This is a genomic window from Virgibacillus pantothenticus (genome assembly GCF_018075365.1).
In the GTDB taxonomy this organism is placed as follows: domain Bacteria; phylum Bacillota; class Bacilli; order Bacillales; family Amphibacillaceae; genus Virgibacillus; species Virgibacillus pantothenticus.
The window spans coordinates 635,197-651,008 of the sequence record NZ_CP073011.1; the positions used below are offsets into that span (position 1 = coordinate 635,197).

General features: G+C 35.8%; 36 protein-coding genes. 35 read left to right on the forward strand and 1 reads right to left on the reverse strand.

Features of this window, described 5'->3' with window-relative positions:
* Positions 1-9 precede the first annotated feature (9 nt).
* From KBP50_RS02990 to KBP50_RS03000, 3 genes are read left to right on the forward strand one after another with little or no spacing between them, the layout of a single operon-like run.
* On the forward strand, positions 10-195 hold the full coding sequence (locus KBP50_RS02990) for a helix-turn-helix transcriptional regulator (protein WP_050349919.1): 186 nt from the start codon (positions 10-12) through the stop codon (positions 193-195).
* Positions 196-468, forward strand: a complete 273-nt coding sequence (locus KBP50_RS02995) for a hypothetical protein (RefSeq protein ID WP_050349920.1) — start codon at positions 196-198, stop codon at positions 466-468. It begins immediately after the preceding gene.
* A 56-nt stretch (positions 469-524) separates the two neighbouring features.
* Entirely contained in the window at positions 525-731 is a 207-nt protein-coding gene (locus tag KBP50_RS03000) for a hypothetical protein (protein WP_050349921.1), read from the forward strand.
* Here KBP50_RS03000 and KBP50_RS03005 read toward each other — a convergent pair.
* The gene (locus tag KBP50_RS03005; RefSeq protein WP_050349922.1) at positions 703-954 is read right to left on the reverse strand and encodes a hypothetical protein; all 252 of its coding nucleotides are present in this window, start codon (positions 952-954) and stop codon (positions 703-705) included. The two genes, KBP50_RS03000 and KBP50_RS03005, sit on opposite strands and share 29 nt — an antisense overlap.
* 57 nt (positions 955-1,011) lie before the next feature.
* Here KBP50_RS03005 and KBP50_RS03010 point away from each other — a divergent pair, with 57 nt between their 5' ends.
* From KBP50_RS03010 to KBP50_RS03165, 32 genes are all read left to right on the forward strand, one after another.
* Positions 1,012-1,782: an ORF6N domain-containing protein gene (locus KBP50_RS03010; protein WP_050349923.1), complete on the forward strand. Its 771-nt coding sequence runs from the start codon at positions 1,012-1,014 to the stop codon at positions 1,780-1,782.
* A gap of 28 nt (positions 1,783-1,810) precedes the next feature.
* A complete protein-coding gene (locus tag KBP50_RS03015) occupies positions 1,811-2,005 on the forward strand; it encodes a hypothetical protein (protein WP_050349924.1) in 195 nt (64 codons plus the stop codon).
* A 327-nt stretch (positions 2,006-2,332) separates the two neighbouring features.
* Entirely contained in the window at positions 2,333-2,620 is a 288-nt protein-coding gene (locus KBP50_RS03020) for a hypothetical protein (protein WP_050351575.1), read from the forward strand.
* Positions 2,621-2,701: 81 nt separating this feature from the next.
* Positions 2,702-2,938, forward strand: a complete 237-nt coding sequence (locus KBP50_RS03025; RefSeq protein WP_050349925.1) for a hypothetical protein — start codon at positions 2,702-2,704, stop codon at positions 2,936-2,938.
* A 36-nt stretch (positions 2,939-2,974) separates the two neighbouring features.
* Complete coding sequence (locus KBP50_RS03030; protein ID WP_050349926.1) at positions 2,975-3,262, forward strand: hypothetical protein; 288 nt, start codon at positions 2,975-2,977, stop codon at positions 3,260-3,262.
* A 75-nt stretch (positions 3,263-3,337) separates the two neighbouring features.
* Positions 3,338-3,880 carry a host-nuclease inhibitor Gam family protein gene (locus tag KBP50_RS03035; RefSeq protein ID WP_076361988.1) on the forward strand — a complete coding sequence of 181 codons (543 nt, stop codon included), beginning with the start codon at positions 3,338-3,340 and terminating at the stop codon, positions 3,878-3,880.
* Positions 3,880-4,521: an ERF family protein gene (locus tag KBP50_RS03040; protein ID WP_050349928.1), complete on the forward strand. Its 642-nt coding sequence runs from the start codon at positions 3,880-3,882 to the stop codon at positions 4,519-4,521. Before KBP50_RS03035 ends, KBP50_RS03040 begins: the two co-directional genes overlap by 1 nt.
* Entirely contained in the window at positions 4,518-4,850 is a 333-nt protein-coding gene (locus KBP50_RS03045) for an HNH endonuclease (RefSeq protein WP_050349929.1), read from the forward strand. The genes KBP50_RS03040 and KBP50_RS03045 overlap by 4 nt, the downstream gene beginning before the upstream one ends.
* Positions 4,840-5,253, forward strand: coding sequence for a hypothetical protein (locus tag KBP50_RS03050; RefSeq protein WP_210967613.1), 414 nt, complete (start codon positions 4,840-4,842; stop codon positions 5,251-5,253). The genes KBP50_RS03045 and KBP50_RS03050 overlap by 11 nt, the downstream gene beginning before the upstream one ends.
* 519 nt (positions 5,254-5,772) lie before the next feature.
* Complete coding sequence (locus KBP50_RS03055) at positions 5,773-6,582, forward strand: DnaD domain-containing protein (RefSeq protein ID WP_236691389.1); 810 nt, start codon at positions 5,773-5,775, stop codon at positions 6,580-6,582.
* 11 nt (positions 6,583-6,593) lie between these two features.
* Positions 6,594-7,376 (forward strand): ATP-binding protein, encoded by a 783-nt coding sequence (locus tag KBP50_RS03060; RefSeq protein ID WP_050351183.1) that lies wholly within the window; start codon positions 6,594-6,596, stop codon positions 7,374-7,376.
* Positions 7,377-7,721, forward strand: a complete 345-nt coding sequence (locus KBP50_RS03065; protein WP_050351182.1) for a YopX family protein — start codon at positions 7,377-7,379, stop codon at positions 7,719-7,721.
* Positions 7,721-7,930: a hypothetical protein gene (locus tag KBP50_RS03070; RefSeq protein ID WP_076362132.1), complete on the forward strand. Its 210-nt coding sequence runs from the start codon at positions 7,721-7,723 to the stop codon at positions 7,928-7,930. The genes KBP50_RS03065 and KBP50_RS03070 overlap by 1 nt, the downstream gene beginning before the upstream one ends.
* Positions 7,878-8,141, forward strand: a complete 264-nt coding sequence (locus KBP50_RS03075) for a hypothetical protein (RefSeq protein ID WP_175609456.1) — start codon at positions 7,878-7,880, stop codon at positions 8,139-8,141. Before KBP50_RS03070 ends, KBP50_RS03075 begins: the two co-directional genes overlap by 53 nt.
* Positions 8,138-8,482 carry a hypothetical protein gene (locus KBP50_RS03080; protein WP_210967614.1) on the forward strand — a complete coding sequence of 115 codons (345 nt, stop codon included), beginning with the start codon at positions 8,138-8,140 and terminating at the stop codon, positions 8,480-8,482. Before KBP50_RS03075 ends, KBP50_RS03080 begins: the two co-directional genes overlap by 4 nt.
* 4 nt (positions 8,483-8,486) lie before the next feature.
* A complete protein-coding gene (locus KBP50_RS03085) occupies positions 8,487-8,873 on the forward strand; it encodes a hypothetical protein (protein ID WP_050349932.1) in 387 nt (128 codons plus the stop codon).
* A 9-nt stretch (positions 8,874-8,882) separates the two neighbouring features.
* Positions 8,883-9,266: a hypothetical protein gene (locus KBP50_RS03090; protein WP_050349933.1), complete on the forward strand. Its 384-nt coding sequence runs from the start codon at positions 8,883-8,885 to the stop codon at positions 9,264-9,266.
* A gap of 14 nt (positions 9,267-9,280) precedes the next feature.
* Positions 9,281-9,664 carry a hypothetical protein gene (locus KBP50_RS03095; protein WP_050349934.1) on the forward strand — a complete coding sequence of 128 codons (384 nt, stop codon included), beginning with the start codon at positions 9,281-9,283 and terminating at the stop codon, positions 9,662-9,664.
* The gene (locus KBP50_RS03100; protein WP_050349935.1) at positions 9,661-10,059 is read left to right on the forward strand and encodes a hypothetical protein; all 399 of its coding nucleotides are present in this window, start codon (positions 9,661-9,663) and stop codon (positions 10,057-10,059) included. Before KBP50_RS03095 ends, KBP50_RS03100 begins: the two co-directional genes overlap by 4 nt.
* Positions 10,056-10,259: a hypothetical protein gene (locus KBP50_RS03105; protein WP_210967615.1), complete on the forward strand. Its 204-nt coding sequence runs from the start codon at positions 10,056-10,058 to the stop codon at positions 10,257-10,259. The genes KBP50_RS03100 and KBP50_RS03105 overlap by 4 nt, the downstream gene beginning before the upstream one ends.
* Complete coding sequence (locus KBP50_RS03110; RefSeq protein ID WP_157858431.1) at positions 10,256-10,402, forward strand: hypothetical protein; 147 nt, start codon at positions 10,256-10,258, stop codon at positions 10,400-10,402. The genes KBP50_RS03105 and KBP50_RS03110 overlap by 4 nt, the downstream gene beginning before the upstream one ends.
* Complete coding sequence (locus KBP50_RS03115; protein WP_157858432.1) at positions 10,399-10,566, forward strand: hypothetical protein; 168 nt, start codon at positions 10,399-10,401, stop codon at positions 10,564-10,566. The genes KBP50_RS03110 and KBP50_RS03115 overlap by 4 nt, the downstream gene beginning before the upstream one ends.
* A gap of 128 nt (positions 10,567-10,694) precedes the next feature.
* Complete coding sequence (locus tag KBP50_RS03120; RefSeq protein WP_050349937.1) at positions 10,695-11,105, forward strand: hypothetical protein; 411 nt, start codon at positions 10,695-10,697, stop codon at positions 11,103-11,105.
* Positions 11,102-11,419: a MazG-like family protein gene (locus KBP50_RS03125; RefSeq protein WP_050349938.1), complete on the forward strand. Its 318-nt coding sequence runs from the start codon at positions 11,102-11,104 to the stop codon at positions 11,417-11,419. The genes KBP50_RS03120 and KBP50_RS03125 overlap by 4 nt, the downstream gene beginning before the upstream one ends.
* Positions 11,420-11,505: 86 nt before the next feature.
* Complete coding sequence (locus KBP50_RS03130) at positions 11,506-11,877, forward strand: nucleotide modification associated domain-containing protein (RefSeq protein ID WP_082240838.1); 372 nt, start codon at positions 11,506-11,508, stop codon at positions 11,875-11,877.
* The gene (locus KBP50_RS03135; protein WP_050349939.1) at positions 11,870-12,289 is read left to right on the forward strand and encodes a hypothetical protein; all 420 of its coding nucleotides are present in this window, start codon (positions 11,870-11,872) and stop codon (positions 12,287-12,289) included. Before KBP50_RS03130 ends, KBP50_RS03135 begins: the two co-directional genes overlap by 8 nt.
* The gene (locus tag KBP50_RS03140) at positions 12,282-12,638 is read left to right on the forward strand and encodes a RusA family crossover junction endodeoxyribonuclease (protein WP_076362119.1); all 357 of its coding nucleotides are present in this window, start codon (positions 12,282-12,284) and stop codon (positions 12,636-12,638) included. The genes KBP50_RS03135 and KBP50_RS03140 overlap by 8 nt, the downstream gene beginning before the upstream one ends.
* Positions 12,635-12,805, forward strand: coding sequence for a hypothetical protein (locus tag KBP50_RS03145; protein ID WP_157858433.1), 171 nt, complete (start codon positions 12,635-12,637; stop codon positions 12,803-12,805). Before KBP50_RS03140 ends, KBP50_RS03145 begins: the two co-directional genes overlap by 4 nt.
* A gap of 15 nt (positions 12,806-12,820) precedes the next feature.
* A complete protein-coding gene (locus tag KBP50_RS03150) occupies positions 12,821-13,261 on the forward strand; it encodes a transcriptional regulator (RefSeq protein WP_050349940.1) in 441 nt (146 codons plus the stop codon).
* Positions 13,262-13,474: 213 nt separating this feature from the next.
* Complete coding sequence (locus tag KBP50_RS03155) at positions 13,475-14,032, forward strand: hypothetical protein (RefSeq protein ID WP_050349941.1); 558 nt, start codon at positions 13,475-13,477, stop codon at positions 14,030-14,032.
* A gap of 76 nt (positions 14,033-14,108) precedes the next feature.
* Positions 14,109-14,540, forward strand: a complete 432-nt coding sequence (locus KBP50_RS03160; protein ID WP_050349942.1) for a terminase small subunit — start codon at positions 14,109-14,111, stop codon at positions 14,538-14,540.
* On the forward strand, positions 14,533-15,810 hold the full coding sequence (locus KBP50_RS03165; protein ID WP_050349943.1) for a PBSX family phage terminase large subunit: 1,278 nt from the start codon (positions 14,533-14,535) through the stop codon (positions 15,808-15,810). The genes KBP50_RS03160 and KBP50_RS03165 overlap by 8 nt, the downstream gene beginning before the upstream one ends.
* The last annotated feature ends 2 nt before the right edge of the window (positions 15,811-15,812 follow it).

The following is a 15,812-nucleotide window of genomic DNA, read 5'->3' on the forward strand; positions in this document are numbered from 1 at the left end:
GTGTCTAATATGGAAAACGATTTTGGGAAAAAGGTAAAAATGTGGTTGCTACTTAACGACATGCAACAAAAAGACTTGGCTAAAATGTTAGGCATTTCCAGACCTTACTTATCTGACATCTTGCTAGGAAAAAGAAATGGCAAAAAAGTCAGGAAGAAAATTTTGAAAATCATAAACATGAAAGAGGTGTCTTAATTGCCAATAGCAGAGGTTAATATTGATGTAGATCAATCAGAAATAAGGGAGTACATCAATCAAAAATTGGATGAAACACTTAAAAACGCGCTCTTTGTTTGGGACATCGAAGAAATGTCAAAAAGGACATGCATGAGTAAATCCTTTTTAGAAAATGAGTTCTTGCACGATCCAAGAATGAAACTCCTTGAAAGACGCAAGGAAAAGGGGAAACGGTTTTGGTTTTATGAGCAAAGTTTAGAAGCAATGAAGCAAATTATGGACGAATGGTAATTAAAATAAGCGCGGACAGGCGTTTGAAATCACTTTAGATTGAAGGAGGAAGCAAAATGAAAAAAATCGATTTAATAAATGAGTCGTCAATCGACGCTATGTTTAAGGAGCAAGCCAAAGAAGTACGAAATTTAACAGAGGATGTTATAAAAGTTTGTTTTAAAAGCGGGTTAAGTTACAAGGACATGAATAAAGCCCTCTATATAGCTGATAAAGGGCTTTACAGAAATACAATTAATAAGTCTCGTTCTCAAGGTTCTTAATTACAGATTCTAAATTGCTATCTTCTGATAACTCGGATTCGTATTCTTCATATTGCTGTTGATTAGCACCTACAACGTATACAGTGTCATGGTATGCACCATCATCAGAGTTAATCAGTTTTGAACCTACGTGCAATAATTGCCAACCTTTTTGCAAGTATTCGTTGGCTCGCGAGTTAGCAGAGTAATCATATAGTTCCAAAGTAAAAACTATGTCTTTCACATTATCACCCCTTTCCTAATCATTCTATCAGAAAGGGATTAATAGGAGGAAAAGAAAATGAATTTACAAGTAATTGAACAAAACAATCAAAGAGTTTTAACTACTGCACAGCTAGCGGAGAATTACGGAACGGATAATAAAACTATTTCAAATAACTTTAATCGAAATAAAGGTCGCTACCAAGAAGGAAAACATTTTATTTGCTTAATAGGTGATGATTTAAGAGCGTTTAGAGCGAATCATCAATTTGATGAATTGCCATCTAACCTAAATAAACTATACCTATGGACAGAAAAAGGCGCATGGCTACATGCTAAATCATTAAATACCGATCAAGCTTGGGATGCTTACGAAATGTTGGTAGATGATTACTACCGAGTAAAAGAGCAAGAACTAGATGTATCCATGCTAAGCCCTGAATTACGTGCATTAATTAATCTTGAAAAAAAGCAATTGGAACAAGATAAACGCATTGAAGTTGTTGAACAAAACCAAGATAACATCAAGGAATTATTAAGCCTTAATCCCACAGAATGGAGAAAGAAAGTTAATAAGATCATTAATGCTATTGCAAGAGTAAGAGGGGGGTTTGAATCTTATAAAGACGTAAGAAACGAAACCTACGAGATGCTTGAAGAAAGAGGGAAGTGCCGTTTGTCTATCAGACTTATAAACAAGAAATCAGAAATGGCTTTAAACGGTGCTTCTAAGTCGAAGATTGACAAGGTGAATAAGATGGATGTCATTGCAGATGATGCTAGATTAACAGAAATTTACCTAGCTATTGTGAAAGAATTTGCTATTAAGTATGGCATTAAATTGGATTAATCTATTACTTACTAAGGAGGAAATAATGATGAAAAAAACTATAGAAATGCAAACTCCCCTACAAGTAGAAACAATACCAGTAATTTATGTTCTATCTCGTAGAGGAGACGGTACCAACGACAATCCCGTTAGACATGTACATCAATATTGGTCTGAAGAAGGTAATCTGTTAGCTGAAAAAGATGAAATAGAAAGATTTAAGTTAAACACAAATGTCAAGTGAGTAATTCGTTAGTTTCTTCGGCAACGTGTTCAGCAACAATAAGATGACATAAAGAGACAATAAATTCAGTTTTTTTCACAATAACACCTCCCTTCACAACCATTCTATCAGATGGGAGAAAAAAAGGAGGTAAAAAATGTATGAAATCTTAATAACTCTACTACTAGCTAACTTTATTTTACTGGTATATAGGACATTTATTAATAGGAGGGATTACTAAATGGACAACCAATCAAACCATAAAGCGCACGTCTTACAAAGCTTAACAGGCTCACTAGTAATTACATTAGTTATAGCATTAATTATCTATTTATAGGAGGGGTAAGGATGGATTTCGAAAAGTATTTTCTTGCGGAAGATATTGCTGACGCAAAACAAGAATATGTAGCTCTAACCGAGATGCTCCATAGAGTTGATAACGGATTGTGGAGGGGTGATTTAAAATGGATGGAAGAAAATTTATGTGGCGCTTTAAAACGAGTCCGAAACATGATTGATCTAAGTAAAGAAAAACAAGGCAAAGAGCAGTTAATCAGATTAGCAGATGAGCTGTCAGAACTAGGTATAGATCCACTTAAAGTATTAGGTGATAAAAATGCAAATAGACAAAACTGATCTATTTTACCAGATATGTTTTATAGCAACTCTAGTATTTTTGCATATTGCATTAAGGATTAGTAGTTAGGAGGTTAGACCATGATCGAACACCCAGATATAACACATATAAGGCGTACAGGCTACCCTAAATATAAAGGAGAGGTAAAAATGCTAGATTCACTCGAAATTAGCGGATTGCTTAATGACATTTCCGAAAAAACTAAAGAGTTGGAAATCATTTATAGAGAATCGGACTTTTTTATAGAAGAATTAGCAGATGTAGCACAAGCATTGTCTGATGATATAGATACTTTAATCAGTAGATTACAAGATTAGTTGCTACTTAGGAGTGGCGGAATAGGAGGAATCAGAATGAATACACAAGAGCAAATAAATAAGTTGATAGAAGCAAATAGGTTAATAAGTGAGGCTTTAAGCAATGATGGAGTTTTGTATGTTAATAAGAGCTTTACCAAGCCGTATTTAGATGTGCAAATTGATAACTCCATTTTCGGCAAATTTTCTAAAGGGAAAGAAACACTCATTTTGGGTAGAGGTGGCGGCACTTTTCCATATGAAGCATATTTCATTGAAAACGGAGTTAGATTTTACGCAGTAATGTCTGTTGATGATTATAAAAAAATGAACTCACTGCAATGAGTTCAAATAAATAACCATAAAACGTGCTCTTATTATAGCTTAATTAGCTTATAAGAGCAAGGGGAGGAAAAATAAATGAATGAATTCGCAGAGAAATTTAATGAATTTCAAGAAAATCAAGAACAGCAACCTTTTGTAATAGATGATGACAGCAAAGCAGACTGGGCATTACGTAAAATCAAGCTAGCGCAAGCTAAAAAAGAAGAACTTAGCAACTTTGTGCAGTCCGAAATGGACAAGTTAGAAGCATATCAAGCACAAGAGCAAAAAAAGCTTGATGACGATATAGACAGGCTTCAGGGTATGTTATCTACCTATGCACTACAAAAGCGTGAGAATGACCCTAAATTTAAATCGCAGAGCCTACCCAATGGTCGTATAAGGTTCGTCAAACAACAACCAAAATACCACTATGAAGATGATATGTTACTAGAATCTCTTAAAAAGTTAGAACGTTCTGACTTAATTAAGGTGAAGGAAGCACCTAATAAGGAAGCATTAAAAAAAGAATTTATTCCGCATGATGGAAAGCTTATCGATCCCGAAACAGGCGAAGTATTAGAAGGCGTAACGATTGAGGAAAGGGAAGAAACTTTCAAGGTAGAGGTGAATAAGTGATGATCTTTTCTAAATTAAATAATGAAATTGCACAGGCTTTTAGTAAGGCTTGGGCAGAACTAGAAAACCCTAAACATAATACAACGGTGAAAGTAAACACCAAAAGTGGTGGCAGTTACACCTTTGAATATACAGACTTAGGCGGAATATTTGATGAAGCCAAAAGAGTATTTAAAGAAAATGAAATATCCATTATGCAAAACGCTAGTACAAGGGAAATAAACGGTAATTTGATGATCTCCGTCGAAACAATGTTATTGCATTCGAGTGGTCAATGGATTAAATCAGATCCTTTGCAAATGCCTTGTAGTACCAATATGCAAGACATGGGCGGACAAATAACTTATATGAAGCGTTATTCTTTATCGGCGTTAATCGGTATAGCAACGGAAAAAGATGATGATGCAAACGGCGCCGTTGGTAATGAGTATAAAATGACCAACAAAGGCAATAAAGCAAGCGATAAACAACTAGACTTCGTTAAAAAATTACTAGAAGGAAAGGTAAATGAAAAAAATGATTTTAATACTCTTTATAGCTATCTAAAACAATCCATGGACACCGATGTGGACATGGAGAATTGGACAAGCCAACAAGCTAGTCAAGCTATCAAGATATTAAAAGGCGGTAACACTCAATGATCTATCCAGTACCTAAGCCAAGACATAAACGCAGAGTACCAAAGCAAAAAGACCGTACTAAAATTACAAACAAGGTGCGTAGAGAGGTTTTAAAACGTAGTGGGGGTAAATGTGAGCGTTGCGGTAGATCAAGCGCCTATGCCTTTGAAATGGCTCATTTACAACAGGCTAGCCATGGTGGACTCGGAAATGACCCAGCTAATATAGTCCTTTTATGTGGACCATCTGTAAATACTGGCACATGTCATAACTTTACCGATTACACGGCAGAGGGCAGGGCATGGCGCAAGAAAAAACACGAGGAATTGAAGCGATACTATGGCAAATGACGGCAGACTAGTAAGACTCAAGCAAATTTACGATGAGATAGAGACGCTCAATCCAGAAATACTATCTGACTTAAACAAGGTCATACGCTTATACTCTCAAGCGCAAATGCTTATTGGCTATTTAGATGCAGACGCTTTGTATAGATACGGCGCTGTCTATGCGGAGCGTAAAAGGGTACATGCTGAGGTTATTCAAGCGAGCCGCGGAACGGTCGCAGAAAAAGAATCTCTTGCGGAAATAGAGACGTATGAATTGCGTTTGCGAGAGGTAGAAGCAAAGGCTGAATCACGTAAATGGCAGAATCTATTTAAAGCTACGGAAAATTTGATTATTGCCTACAGGCGTGACGAAAGAACGGCTTTGGAAGAATATAAAAAGGTCAATGACATATATGGAAGGTGATTATATGCAACCATTGTTTATTGAATTAACGTGCGCAGACGGCGAAAGACGAACTTTTAATATAAATCTAATATGTGGTTTTGAGAGCTACGGGAAAAGCAGTGTTATTTACACAAATCACAGAGAATTCCCTGTTATAGAATCATACGAAACAATTAAAAACACAATCATTGAAATGAAGAAGGTGTTCTAATTGCACAAAAATATTGCTGAGGCAGAAAAGTGGCTAACTAGAACTAGGAAACTAGTTAATAGTGCGTCAAAAGAAAATATTGAGTTTATAAAAAATCGTATTGAATTGCTCGAGTGGCTCATAGATAGAGCCAAAGAAGCGACTAAATAAAGATGTATAACACATCAAGAGTCATACTGCCCAAATGGATTTGGGATAACGCAAAAGATAAAGCAGAGTTTAAAACTAATCTAGCATATTATATGCGGCGTTATCCCGGCTATAGGGTGGTTGAGGTAGGTAAGTATTATGCAAGATGTGAGATTAATAGGTAAAAGGGTGAGATCATGGCTAAATTCAGAATGGTTCACACAGAGTTCTGGAATGACCCAAGAGTGGTAGAGGAAATGACGCCAGAAGATAAATATTTCTTTCTCTATCTTTTGACTAACGCGAATACAACACAGATAGGGATTTATCAAATAACTAAAAAGCAAATGGCTTTTGATACAGGGCATTCAATCGAGAGTATAAACGCCCTATTAGATAGGTTTATCAATCACCACAAAATAATTAATTACGATCCAGCAACAAGAGAATTAGCTATTAAAAACTGGGGTAAATACAATTTTTTAAGAGGCGGTAAGCCAATGTTGGATTGCGTAACCAAGGAATTAAAAGAGGTTAAAAATAAAGATTTAATCCCAATTGTTGGAGAAAGGGTAGAAAAGCCGGAAATAAAGGCTTTATACGATACGTATACGTTACGTACCACGATACGTGGACAAGAAGAAGAACAAGAAGAAGAACAAGAAGAAGAAAAAGAAGAAGAAAAAGAACAACAACAAGAAAAAGACGTGAGTGTGATTATCCAATTTTGGGACGATAACGGATTTGGGTTTAATAACATGCATGCAAAACAACAGTTGTTGTCGTGGTTAGATGATTCTAATTTTAAAAATCCTAGTGAAATGATCTTGAAAGCATTAGGTATAGCTGCAGAAATGAATAAACGAAGACTCAACTATGTTGAGGGAATTCTAAAAAATTGGCAGAATGAATCATTGCTTACTGCTGAGGAAGTAGACCAAAGAGAAGCAAATCGTAATAAGAGTGAACCAAGTAATAATTATGACCCAAGCAAAGACAGGTTTTAGGAGGTTAAGCTGTGGAATCTATCCAAAATCTGATTAATACGATGGAACAAGTCGGAGAAGAACAATGTAAAGAGTGTGGCAGAGTTTACAAGTTATATAAAACGCCCGTAGGAGTTGCGGGCGGTTGTAAACCATGTGAGGACAAGAAGTTTAAAGCTAAATTGAATTTGCCCACTGTTGAGGATTACAGAGAGAGCAAGGAGAGGAACTTTATTCTAAGTTTCGAACGAGTATCAACTGATTTACAAAAAGCAACTGTCAAATCTTATAAGCCTGTTACAGATTCCCAAAAAGAAGCGAAACAAGCCGCCATTGACTTTATCACTCAATTTGATGGAAAACACTCATTAGCTTTAAGTGGAACACCAGGATTAGGAAAAAGTCATCTCGCTTATGCAATATGTAAGGCAATTAGAAAACAAGGCTATAAAACATTATTTATCAAAAGTACGGACTTGCTAGAAAAGATACGTGGAACATACAGCGGAAACGGATTGGCGGAAGAAGATATATTCAATATGATTTACAATTTGGATTTATTAGCACTTGATGACATCGGGAGTGAATACGTCAAAAAAGATGAACAAGGTCATGAATCGTGGGCATCCGATGTTTTATACAAAGTAATGGATTTGAGGCTTGAAAAATCTACTATATGCACCACGAATTACACGGAAAGTGAACTGGAAGCCAAATATGGAAAAAACGGCGTAAGAATCACTGATCGAATGATGGATATGGCAAAAGGAATCAGATTAATAGGTGATAGCTACCGTAAAAAGGAGAGGTTTTGAATGAGAGAAATTAAGTTTAGAGCTTGGGATAAATATAAAGAGCAAATGATTCCGAATGTCGAAACGGGAGTGTATCAAGATCCAGACGAAATTATTTTTTTCGGCACTGTATTAGGCTTAAACAGGTTTGATGTCATGCAATACACAGGCTTAAAAGATAAAAATGGCAAGGAGATATATGAGGGTGATAAATATCATATGGGTGACCCTAACATCACTTATACGGTTGTGTGGCATGATGCGGGTTTCATAGGCAAACAAAATGGCGGCAGTAGCTATGCAGGACTGACGCATTGGCAAGAACGAATAGAAGTAGTAGGAAACATTTATGAAGGTGATAACTAATGTGTAAAACATGTAAAGGACAAGGTGGTCTAGTAATACACCATGGTTATTATACAGAGTTTTTAAAGTGTCCAGATAGTCATTGCGATTTTATACGTGATGATAGTGATATAGAGAGGTTACAAGCTTGGTTGGATAGCTTGGAGGGAAACGACTATGGCGAAAGTGCCAAGAAAGATAAACCACAGGAACAAGCCCATACCGCATAAAGGTATTACAACAATAACCAAGGAAATGGACTTGCAGATAGCTGTAGAAGTTCGAGAGGAAATAATCGAACTCTATCAAGAAGGATATGCATTAGATGATATAGCAGAAACATTTAATTACGATCCCGACTTTGTGTTTATCTTGTTATTTATTGCAGCAAAGCACGGGGAAGTAACACGATCATATGGCAGGAGGTATAAAACATCATGATGAAAGTCGAAGAACTTAAACTAGAACTTAAAATTATTGCTGAGAAATATAAATATGCGGACGAATTAGACAAGCCTTTTTTAGAAAAAGAGCGTAAAAAACTAGGGGAACAACTTAAAGCTATCGCAGGAATTGAATTTAATGAACATTTAAAGCGAATTATGAACAAAAGACACTACATGACATATACAGATGTTTACTGGTTATTTTTAATGGGTATGCCTGCAAGCTTTATTTTAAGACAGATAGGTATCAGAGCGCGAGATGCGATGAGGATTGATTTTACAAACGCTGTGGAGTTTTATCGGACACAGTTCGAAGTAAGGGAAAAGAAAAGGTGATCCCATGGAAAGGATAGAGGTACTTGCTAAAATCACAGACCTTGAATACAGGCTTGAAAACGATGAATTAAACGATCAAGAACGCATGGAGATAGACAAAGAGATTACAAGGCTAGGTACTCAATTAAATTTAAATAAAGATGCTCAAAAGGCTTTAAAGATATTAAATAAACGTGTTTGGATGACATATTCAGACATTGAGATTTTACAGGACTTAGGCGTTGGAAAATTAAAAATAATGTCACATATAGGGATTGCTCAAGACCACTCTACTGATATTGATTTAAGTAATGCAAAGTCATTTTATAAGACTTTTTATGCAAAAAATAAAAGGCTAGAAAATTATCATAAACGGTTTGGCAGGGTCTTTAACCCCGAATTATATGATTGAGGTGAACTCATGGACATATTAAACACCGCAATAACCATAAGAGACAGTATAAGAGATATACCTAAGATATATAAGTCTAATCTTGCCCAAATAAAAGAATTAGAAGGCGAGGAACTAGATTTATTACACCAAATAGAGTTAACAAGATTTAATGCTAGAGACGGTTATAAGATCGCGAAACGTATCCAAGAGATACGCCAAGAAAGGCGAAGATTAAAGAACGAAAATAGCCAATTAAAGCACTTAGAAATCATCGTATCTAAATGGCAGGATAAGCTGCCTAAATTAGATGAATCTATTGGAAATATCAGAAAAGAAAAAGGAAATATAACTACTCGCAAATACCATTGCAGAGTTAGAAAAGACTTAGAGACCAAAATAAATAAAATATAAGGGAGTTTTACGACATGGAAATAAAAGTAAACGAACAACCCCAAAGGTTTTACCTAGCTTGGGAAGATAAATGGGTTGAGGCAGTAGGACATGAAATAAAAGTCGGTAATTATAGTTTTTGCGCTATTCCGATGCCAACGGGAGTGATTAATGTTTCGGAGATCACTACAGGATTGAAGTTTTATGAACTGCCTATGAACGCCTATGTTTTGTCGAAAACAGATACCAAAGAAAAAACATTCGAGTTTCTCGAAAAAGTCGGCGAATCGATCAGAAGACTCATCGGAAATACTAATGTTTTCGACAAGCAAATCATCCAAGGAAGAAAAAACACGGAGAAACTTCTTGGCAAAAAGCCAGAGACTGAAAATGTAGATATAGAGGAGTTGATCAAATGACTAATAAAGAACGGTTGGAAAAGATAAAAGTCAAATACAATGCTGGCAATGCTGGGAAATTAGGGGAATTCATAGATTTAAAATTAGTTAATCCGTATGATTTGAAATACCTAATCGAGCGAGTACAGGAGTTGGAAGAAGAAAACATTAACTTAAAAGCGATTAAAGCGGGCAACGAGGAATTGATTAAACTGGTAGATGAACGCACAGAAACATTAGAAAATAAATACCTAGCACTAAGAAACATACACAACATAACACTTAAAACAGGGGAGTTAGTTGCGGAAGAAAACAAACGCTATAAACAAGCAATGCAAAACGCTATAAACGCCTGTAGGTACACTAATCCAGAAGTGGCTTATATATTGCAAGAAGCATTGGAGGGTGAGGAATGATGCAAAGTTTTGAATACGAAGATGAAGGCGGACGAACTCTGTGTAAGCAGCACCATAAAATAAGGTGTAGCGAGTGTTTTTATGTCGATGTGTTAGAGCGAGAAAACCAACGCTATAAACAGGCTTTGGAGGATATAAGAGATATAAGCACTGGATCACCGCATAAATTTGCTGTTAAAGCATTGGAGGATGAAGAATGAACATAGTTTACAGAATAAACGAAGAACGCAACCGAATTATTAGAGAGTTAGCATTAAAAAATATTGAAAAAGACAACGATGACACTCCAACAGAAGAATTACCCTTATTAAAATTAAAAATACTCAATGGAGAAATGACATGAAACTATCCCAAACAGACTATCAAACATCATACATCATAGAGCAATTACACAAGCATGGTTATTATGATACAGATAATAAGACATACAGGGAGTTAAAACATAAATTAGCTGCTATAAGAGCATTAAAAATAAAACAGGATAGTCCTGATCAAGGGTGGTTTTAATTTATGAAACTCTACCTAAAGCACACAGAACACATCAACAATGATGGAGAGATATTAATAACAGTACAAACATATTATAGCCAACCAAGTGGTTGTTATTGCTTGGTATGGGTTTAGGAGGATAAACAATGAATCTATCAAAAGAGGAACGACTAGAAACAATAAACAAATTAATCAGATTTATTTCCGAACATGGTCGTAGATTTTTTTATTCAAAAAGCACTGCGAATCTTGAAAATGTTAATAGCGTTGCATTTATGAAGTTGAAAAATGGTCGCATCTATTTCGTGGATAGTTATACACGCAGAGAGATTGCTGTAATAAATAATTACCGTGACTGGAAAGGTTTTAGCAGCGGTGGAACTCTTAGGGCTTTGATATTAGACTTTGCAGAGTTCATTCGGACAGGTAAATACACTAATGGCAATAATGGGTACGGAGGTCTTTATTGTACACATTGGGGGCATAGCGATGAAGTGCAGCAAGAAATTATTAATTACGCAAAAGAAATCGGATATTTGAGAGGTGCCAAACAATGAATCCAACCAATAATTTAAACGAATTAACAATACAAATTAAACAATGGGCAGTAGATAAAGGATTAGATGAAGCACAACCGGAAAAGCAAATGTTAAAGCTTGTGGAAGAAGTAGGAGAACTAGCGCAAGGATTAGCAAAAGGTAATTTAGATCAAGTTATTGATTCAATCGGCGATGTATATGTTGTTTTAACGATCTTATCCATGCAAATGGATTTAGATATAAAGGATTGTATCGCTGCAGCTTATGCAGAAATAAGCGACCGCAAAGGCAAGATGATAGATGGTGTATTTATAAAACAAGAAGACTTATAACAAGAAAATCTATTAATCAACGGATGCTAACATATTAAATTACAACTATACCTATCATTATGGTAGGTATAGAGGGGGGAATAAGAATGGTAAAAATACCAGACCTTACAAACGAATTTGCTAAATTAAGTGCTTTAAAAAGATTATCTAATTTTAAATTGACAGGTGTTAGAGGACACATTCCTAAAGCTAGCCACGAATCCATTTGCAAAGAATTAAACAATATATATAAAGCTAAAAATGCGGACTACGGCAATAGCTTTGCTGAATCATATAAAGAATGGGGCATTACATCTGCTGTTGTCCGTATGGATGATAAGATGCGTAGATTAAAACAATTGGTTAAATACGATGCAAAAGTAAAAAGCGAATCAATTGAGGACACTCTATTAGATTTAGCAAATTACAGCATTATGGCATTGATGGAATTGAGAAGGGAAGGTAATAACAATGACTAAATGGTTGACTACCGGGGAAATGATAGATCAGTTAAAAGTAGGGGAAATTGCCGAACTGGAAGAAGGAAAAGGGATTCCTAAAAAGTATGGATTAAGTTATTCTCATGTGTGCAAAACCAAAGAAGGGGATATAAAGTGGTGCAAGAAAGATAGGAGTTTACCTAGTTCATCACCTATAGAAATATACGGTCATGTAATTACATGGAAATGGCGCATATTACCTAACTATGTAACCTTTTACGAAGCTATGAAGGCTCACCAAGAAAGAAAAACTGTTACCTATCATCATGACGAAGATTTAAAATACACCTTCGTGTGTGAATCGGAACCATATCAATTTGAATCATTGTATTACGACAGTATAAACTTACACGAATTAATCGACGGAAAGTGGACGATAGAAAATGATTAAACTAACCATACCAGGAGACATGCCAGACTTTAATAACATTATCAAAGTAAGTAAATCCCATCCTATGGCATACGCGAACCTAAAGAAGCAATATACAGACTTAACCATGCTTTACGCTCGCAATTTACCATTTATAGATAAAGCAAACTTAAATTTTATATGGTACTGCAAAAACAAGCGTAAGGACAAAGACAACATCATGACTGGTCAAAAATTTATCATAGACGGCTTAGTCAAAGCTGGAGTATTAAAAAATGACGGATGGGCGCAGATAGGAGATTTAAATCATAGCTTTGAGGTGGATAAATATAATCCGAGGATTGAGGTCATATTGGAGGAAATAGCATGACCTTTTTAAAGATATTTACAAGCTCACTCATAGCGTTTATAGGTGCTTTATATGCAATAGAGTTAGTAGCGCAATATTTGCCTTTGAGCGCTAGCTATGTGGGCATGGTGACATGTTTAGTGTTTTTAGTGTCGCTGTATGTAAAAGAATACGTTGAGGATGAGTAAAGGAGTTATGACTATATGACAAAGGTAGCAAAACCAAAGAAAACTACTTTTAAACACGCTGAGGCAGAATGGTTTAATTATCATAACACCTTAAAAGAGATTGCGAGGCTGAGGGAATCAATCATGAACCCTTTTGATGATGATCCAGAAGATCCAACAATTGTTAAAGGTGCTAACTCCGTTAGAATGCCGGGGGATCCAACTCAAAGAATGGCTACAAGGTTAGCTACACATAAAAGGCTGGAACATTTATCGGAAGTAACAAAAGCTATTGAACAGGTGTATAATGCCTTGCCAGATAATTACAAAGAATTAGCCAGATTGAGATATTGGAACAAGAACAATAAATTAACATGGGAAGGTATAGCTATGAGATTAAGCATCAGCGAGAGACATGCGAGAAGACAGAGGAACGAAATTATACAAGCTACTTTGGATGTGTTGGGATGGAGGTAAATGTCCGTTTTATGTCCGTTTTGGCATAAAAAAACATGTTATTATGCTATTGTGGGATAGATACCACATATACTTTATAAGGTGATAATACAGTAAAGCGCTCAATGTTATGCATTGGGTGCTTTTTCTATGCTCATTTACCAGTTTTTATATTGCATAACTTTTCCAACTCTATCATAATAAAGCTATACATATTGATGGAGGGGAAAGAGAATGAAAAGAACATTACTATTGTTATTAATTGGTTTGTTAACCTTCGCTTTAGTTGCTTGTTCGGGAGACGATGAGGAAAAAGAATCTAAGGCTAACGACGAACCTGCACAAGAAGAAAAAGCTAAGGAAGAACCTGCAGAAAAAGAGGAAGTTGAAGAACCCGAACAGAAGGAAGAGCCACAAGAGGAAGAAAATGAAATCGATACATCCATGTATAATGCTGAGAACGTAGATGTTACCGATGCTTTAGAGGCTAATAAACATATTACAATTATGATTGATGTCAATGCAGAGTTAGCACCAGGTATGGCTTTCCAAAACATTTTAAATGAAACATATGATTTTCTTGCACAAGATATCGTCAAGGAAGCTGACACAGTAGGAATTAACATAATACAAGATGGCGCGAAGATAGCGATGTTTACGGCAAAACCTAAGGAATTCAAGGCTGATGATAATATACCTATGGCGGAATTAGTTTTAAAAGTATCCGAAGTTGAAATGACATCGCCCGAAGTCGAAGAGTACGCAAATACTATGGGATTACCATTAGAATAAAAGATAAAGACACTCGATTACTGGGTGTCTTTTTTATATACATAAATTTATTACATTGGAGGTAGGTGAATATGTGATGAGGAAGAAGATGACGCCAAGACAACAAAAGTTTGCTGATGAATATATAATTACGGGCAATGCCACAGAATCGGCTGTTAAAGCTGGTTACAGTAAGAAATACGCTAACACAAACGCTAACAAGCTACTACAAAATACTACAATTAGAAAATACATCGACGAAAGGCTAGAGGAATTAAAAAGCCAAGCCATCGCCGATCAGCAAGAAGTGTTAGAATATCTAACTGCCGTATTACGAGGTAAAGCAAAAGGAACAGAATTAGTGGGGACGGGCGGTGGTGAACAAGAGGTTAAAATGATATCGCCGAGCATAGAAGCCAAAACGAAAGCCGCTGAATTACTTGGGAAGCGTTATGCTCTTTGGACGGAAAAACAGCAAATTGAAGATATAACACCAGTGTTTATTGAGGATGTGCCAGAAAATGACTAACTTGTCCGTTTCTCAAATTATTGGCGGTGGATACAACGAATTTTGGCACAACAAAGACTTTTATCGAGTTGTCAAAGGTTCACGCGGTAGTAAAAAATCAAAAACTACCGCACTTAATTTAGTGTACAGGATAATGAAATACAAATGGGCTAATATCCTTGTGGTAAGGCGTTATTCTTATACAAATAAACAATCAACATATACAGATATGAAATGGGCTATCAATCGTTTAGGGGTTGGCGGCCTTTTTAAATTTAACGAATCGTTACCAGAAATAACGTATATGCCAACAGGTCAAAAGATTTTATTTAGAGGTTTAGATAACCCTCTAAAAATCACATCAATAACAGTAGATGTTGGCATCCTCTCGTGGGTTTGGTTTGAAGAAGCTTACGAATTAGAAGATGTCAATGCTATGGACACAGTTATCGAGTCTATTCGTGGTAGTTATGACAGTCCGGACTTTTTCAAACAAATAACAATTACATTTAACCCATGGCATGAAGGTCATTTCCTCAAAAGAGAGTTTTTCGACGAAAAAACAAAGCGAAATAATACATTTTCTACAACCACAACTTTTAGAGTAAATGAATGGCTGGACGAAACAGACCGAAAGCGTATGGAAGATTTATATAGGACTAATCCTAAACGAGCGAGGATTGTTTGTGATGGTGATTGGGGAGTTTCAGAAGGTTTAGTATTTGAAAATTACAAGGTAAAAGATTTTGACGTAATCGAAAAAGTTAAAGAAATCAAAGAAACAACTCACGGTATGGACTTTGGATTTACTCACGATCCAACCACGTTAATTAGTAGCGTTGTTGATTTAGATAATAAAAACTTATGGCTATACCAAGAACATTATGAAACAGCCATGAAAACAGACGACATTTTCAATATGTTGCGAGATAAAAGCTTATTAAATGCCCAATTAACAGGAGATAGCGCAGAACCTAGGCTTATATCGGAGTTGAGGACAAAAGGTGTCAAAAGGTTGCATGGATCGAGAAAAGGAAAAGATTCCATCTTGCATGGTATCCAATTCCTGCAAGGTTTTAATATATATATTCATCCGTCGCTTAAAAATACGATAGAAGAATTTAACACTTACACATGGAAACAAGATAAAAACGGTAAGTGGTTAAATGAACCGATAGATGAAAATAACCACATTATAGATGCGTTGCGCTATAGCGTAGAGAAGTATCATTTAGGTAAAAGAAAAGACGTTAACAAAACCATAGAAGCAATTAAACACCTTGGATTGTAAAG

Bases quoted from the DNA above. Each gene is read 5' to 3' on its own strand.
- KBP50_RS03080 (WP_210967614.1), top strand. From the start codon at position 8,138: ATGATGAAAGTCGAAGAACTTAAACTAGAACTTAAAATTATTGCTGAG.
- KBP50_RS03075 (WP_175609456.1), top strand. From the start codon at position 7,878: ATGGCGAAAGTGCCAAGAAAGATAAACCACAGGAACAAGCCCATACCG.
- KBP50_RS03150 (WP_050349940.1), top strand. From the start codon at position 12,821: ATGACAAAGGTAGCAAAACCAAAGAAAACTACTTTTAAACACGCTGAG.
- KBP50_RS03135 (WP_050349939.1), top strand. From the start codon at position 11,870: ATGACTAAATGGTTGACTACCGGGGAAATGATAGATCAGTTAAAAGTA.
- KBP50_RS03120 (WP_050349937.1), top strand. From the start codon at position 10,695: ATGAATCTATCAAAAGAGGAACGACTAGAAACAATAAACAAATTAATC.
- KBP50_RS03125 (WP_050349938.1), top strand. From the start codon at position 11,102: ATGAATCCAACCAATAATTTAAACGAATTAACAATACAAATTAAACAA.
- KBP50_RS03020 (WP_050351575.1), top strand. From the start codon at position 2,333: ATGGATTTCGAAAAGTATTTTCTTGCGGAAGATATTGCTGACGCAAAA.
- KBP50_RS03035 (WP_076361988.1), top strand. From the start codon at position 3,338: ATGAATGAATTCGCAGAGAAATTTAATGAATTTCAAGAAAATCAAGAA.
- KBP50_RS03030 (WP_050349926.1), top strand. From the start codon at position 2,975: ATGAATACACAAGAGCAAATAAATAAGTTGATAGAAGCAAATAGGTTA.
- KBP50_RS03105 (WP_210967615.1), top strand. From the start codon at position 10,056: ATGATGCAAAGTTTTGAATACGAAGATGAAGGCGGACGAACTCTGTGT.
- KBP50_RS03145 (WP_157858433.1), top strand. From the start codon at position 12,635: ATGACCTTTTTAAAGATATTTACAAGCTCACTCATAGCGTTTATAGGT.
- KBP50_RS03115 (WP_157858432.1), top strand. From the start codon at position 10,399: ATGAAACTATCCCAAACAGACTATCAAACATCATACATCATAGAGCAA.
- KBP50_RS03130 (WP_082240838.1), top strand. From the start codon at position 11,506: ATGGTAAAAATACCAGACCTTACAAACGAATTTGCTAAATTAAGTGCT.
- KBP50_RS03055 (WP_236691389.1), top strand. From the start codon at position 5,773: ATGGCTAAATTCAGAATGGTTCACACAGAGTTCTGGAATGACCCAAGA.
- KBP50_RS03015 (WP_050349924.1), top strand. From the start codon at position 1,811: ATGAAAAAAACTATAGAAATGCAAACTCCCCTACAAGTAGAAACAATA.
- KBP50_RS03140 (WP_076362119.1), top strand. From the start codon at position 12,282: ATGATTAAACTAACCATACCAGGAGACATGCCAGACTTTAATAACATT.
- KBP50_RS03095 (WP_050349934.1), top strand. From the start codon at position 9,281: ATGGAAATAAAAGTAAACGAACAACCCCAAAGGTTTTACCTAGCTTGG.
- KBP50_RS03100 (WP_050349935.1), top strand. From the start codon at position 9,661: ATGACTAATAAAGAACGGTTGGAAAAGATAAAAGTCAAATACAATGCT.
- KBP50_RS02990 (WP_050349919.1), top strand. From the start codon at position 10: ATGGAAAACGATTTTGGGAAAAAGGTAAAAATGTGGTTGCTACTTAAC.
- KBP50_RS03155 (WP_050349941.1), top strand. From the start codon at position 13,475: ATGAAAAGAACATTACTATTGTTATTAATTGGTTTGTTAACCTTCGCT.
- KBP50_RS03085 (WP_050349932.1), top strand. From the start codon at position 8,487: ATGGAAAGGATAGAGGTACTTGCTAAAATCACAGACCTTGAATACAGG.
- KBP50_RS03045 (WP_050349929.1), top strand. From the start codon at position 4,518: ATGATCTATCCAGTACCTAAGCCAAGACATAAACGCAGAGTACCAAAG.
- KBP50_RS03160 (WP_050349942.1), top strand. From the start codon at position 14,109: ATGAGGAAGAAGATGACGCCAAGACAACAAAAGTTTGCTGATGAATAT.
- KBP50_RS03110 (WP_157858431.1), top strand. From the start codon at position 10,256: ATGAACATAGTTTACAGAATAAACGAAGAACGCAACCGAATTATTAGA.
- KBP50_RS03040 (WP_050349928.1), top strand. From the start codon at position 3,880: ATGATCTTTTCTAAATTAAATAATGAAATTGCACAGGCTTTTAGTAAG.
- KBP50_RS03165 (WP_050349943.1), top strand. From the start codon at position 14,533: ATGACTAACTTGTCCGTTTCTCAAATTATTGGCGGTGGATACAACGAA.
- KBP50_RS03065 (WP_050351182.1), top strand. From the start codon at position 7,377: ATGAGAGAAATTAAGTTTAGAGCTTGGGATAAATATAAAGAGCAAATG.
- KBP50_RS03025 (WP_050349925.1), top strand. From the start codon at position 2,702: ATGATCGAACACCCAGATATAACACATATAAGGCGTACAGGCTACCCT.
- KBP50_RS03010 (WP_050349923.1), top strand. From the start codon at position 1,012: ATGAATTTACAAGTAATTGAACAAAACAATCAAAGAGTTTTAACTACT.
- KBP50_RS03050 (WP_210967613.1), top strand. From the start codon at position 4,840: ATGGCAAATGACGGCAGACTAGTAAGACTCAAGCAAATTTACGATGAG.
- KBP50_RS03070 (WP_076362132.1), top strand. From the start codon at position 7,721: ATGTGTAAAACATGTAAAGGACAAGGTGGTCTAGTAATACACCATGGT.
- KBP50_RS03000 (WP_050349921.1), top strand. From the start codon at position 525: ATGAAAAAAATCGATTTAATAAATGAGTCGTCAATCGACGCTATGTTT.
- KBP50_RS03090 (WP_050349933.1), top strand. From the start codon at position 8,883: ATGGACATATTAAACACCGCAATAACCATAAGAGACAGTATAAGAGAT.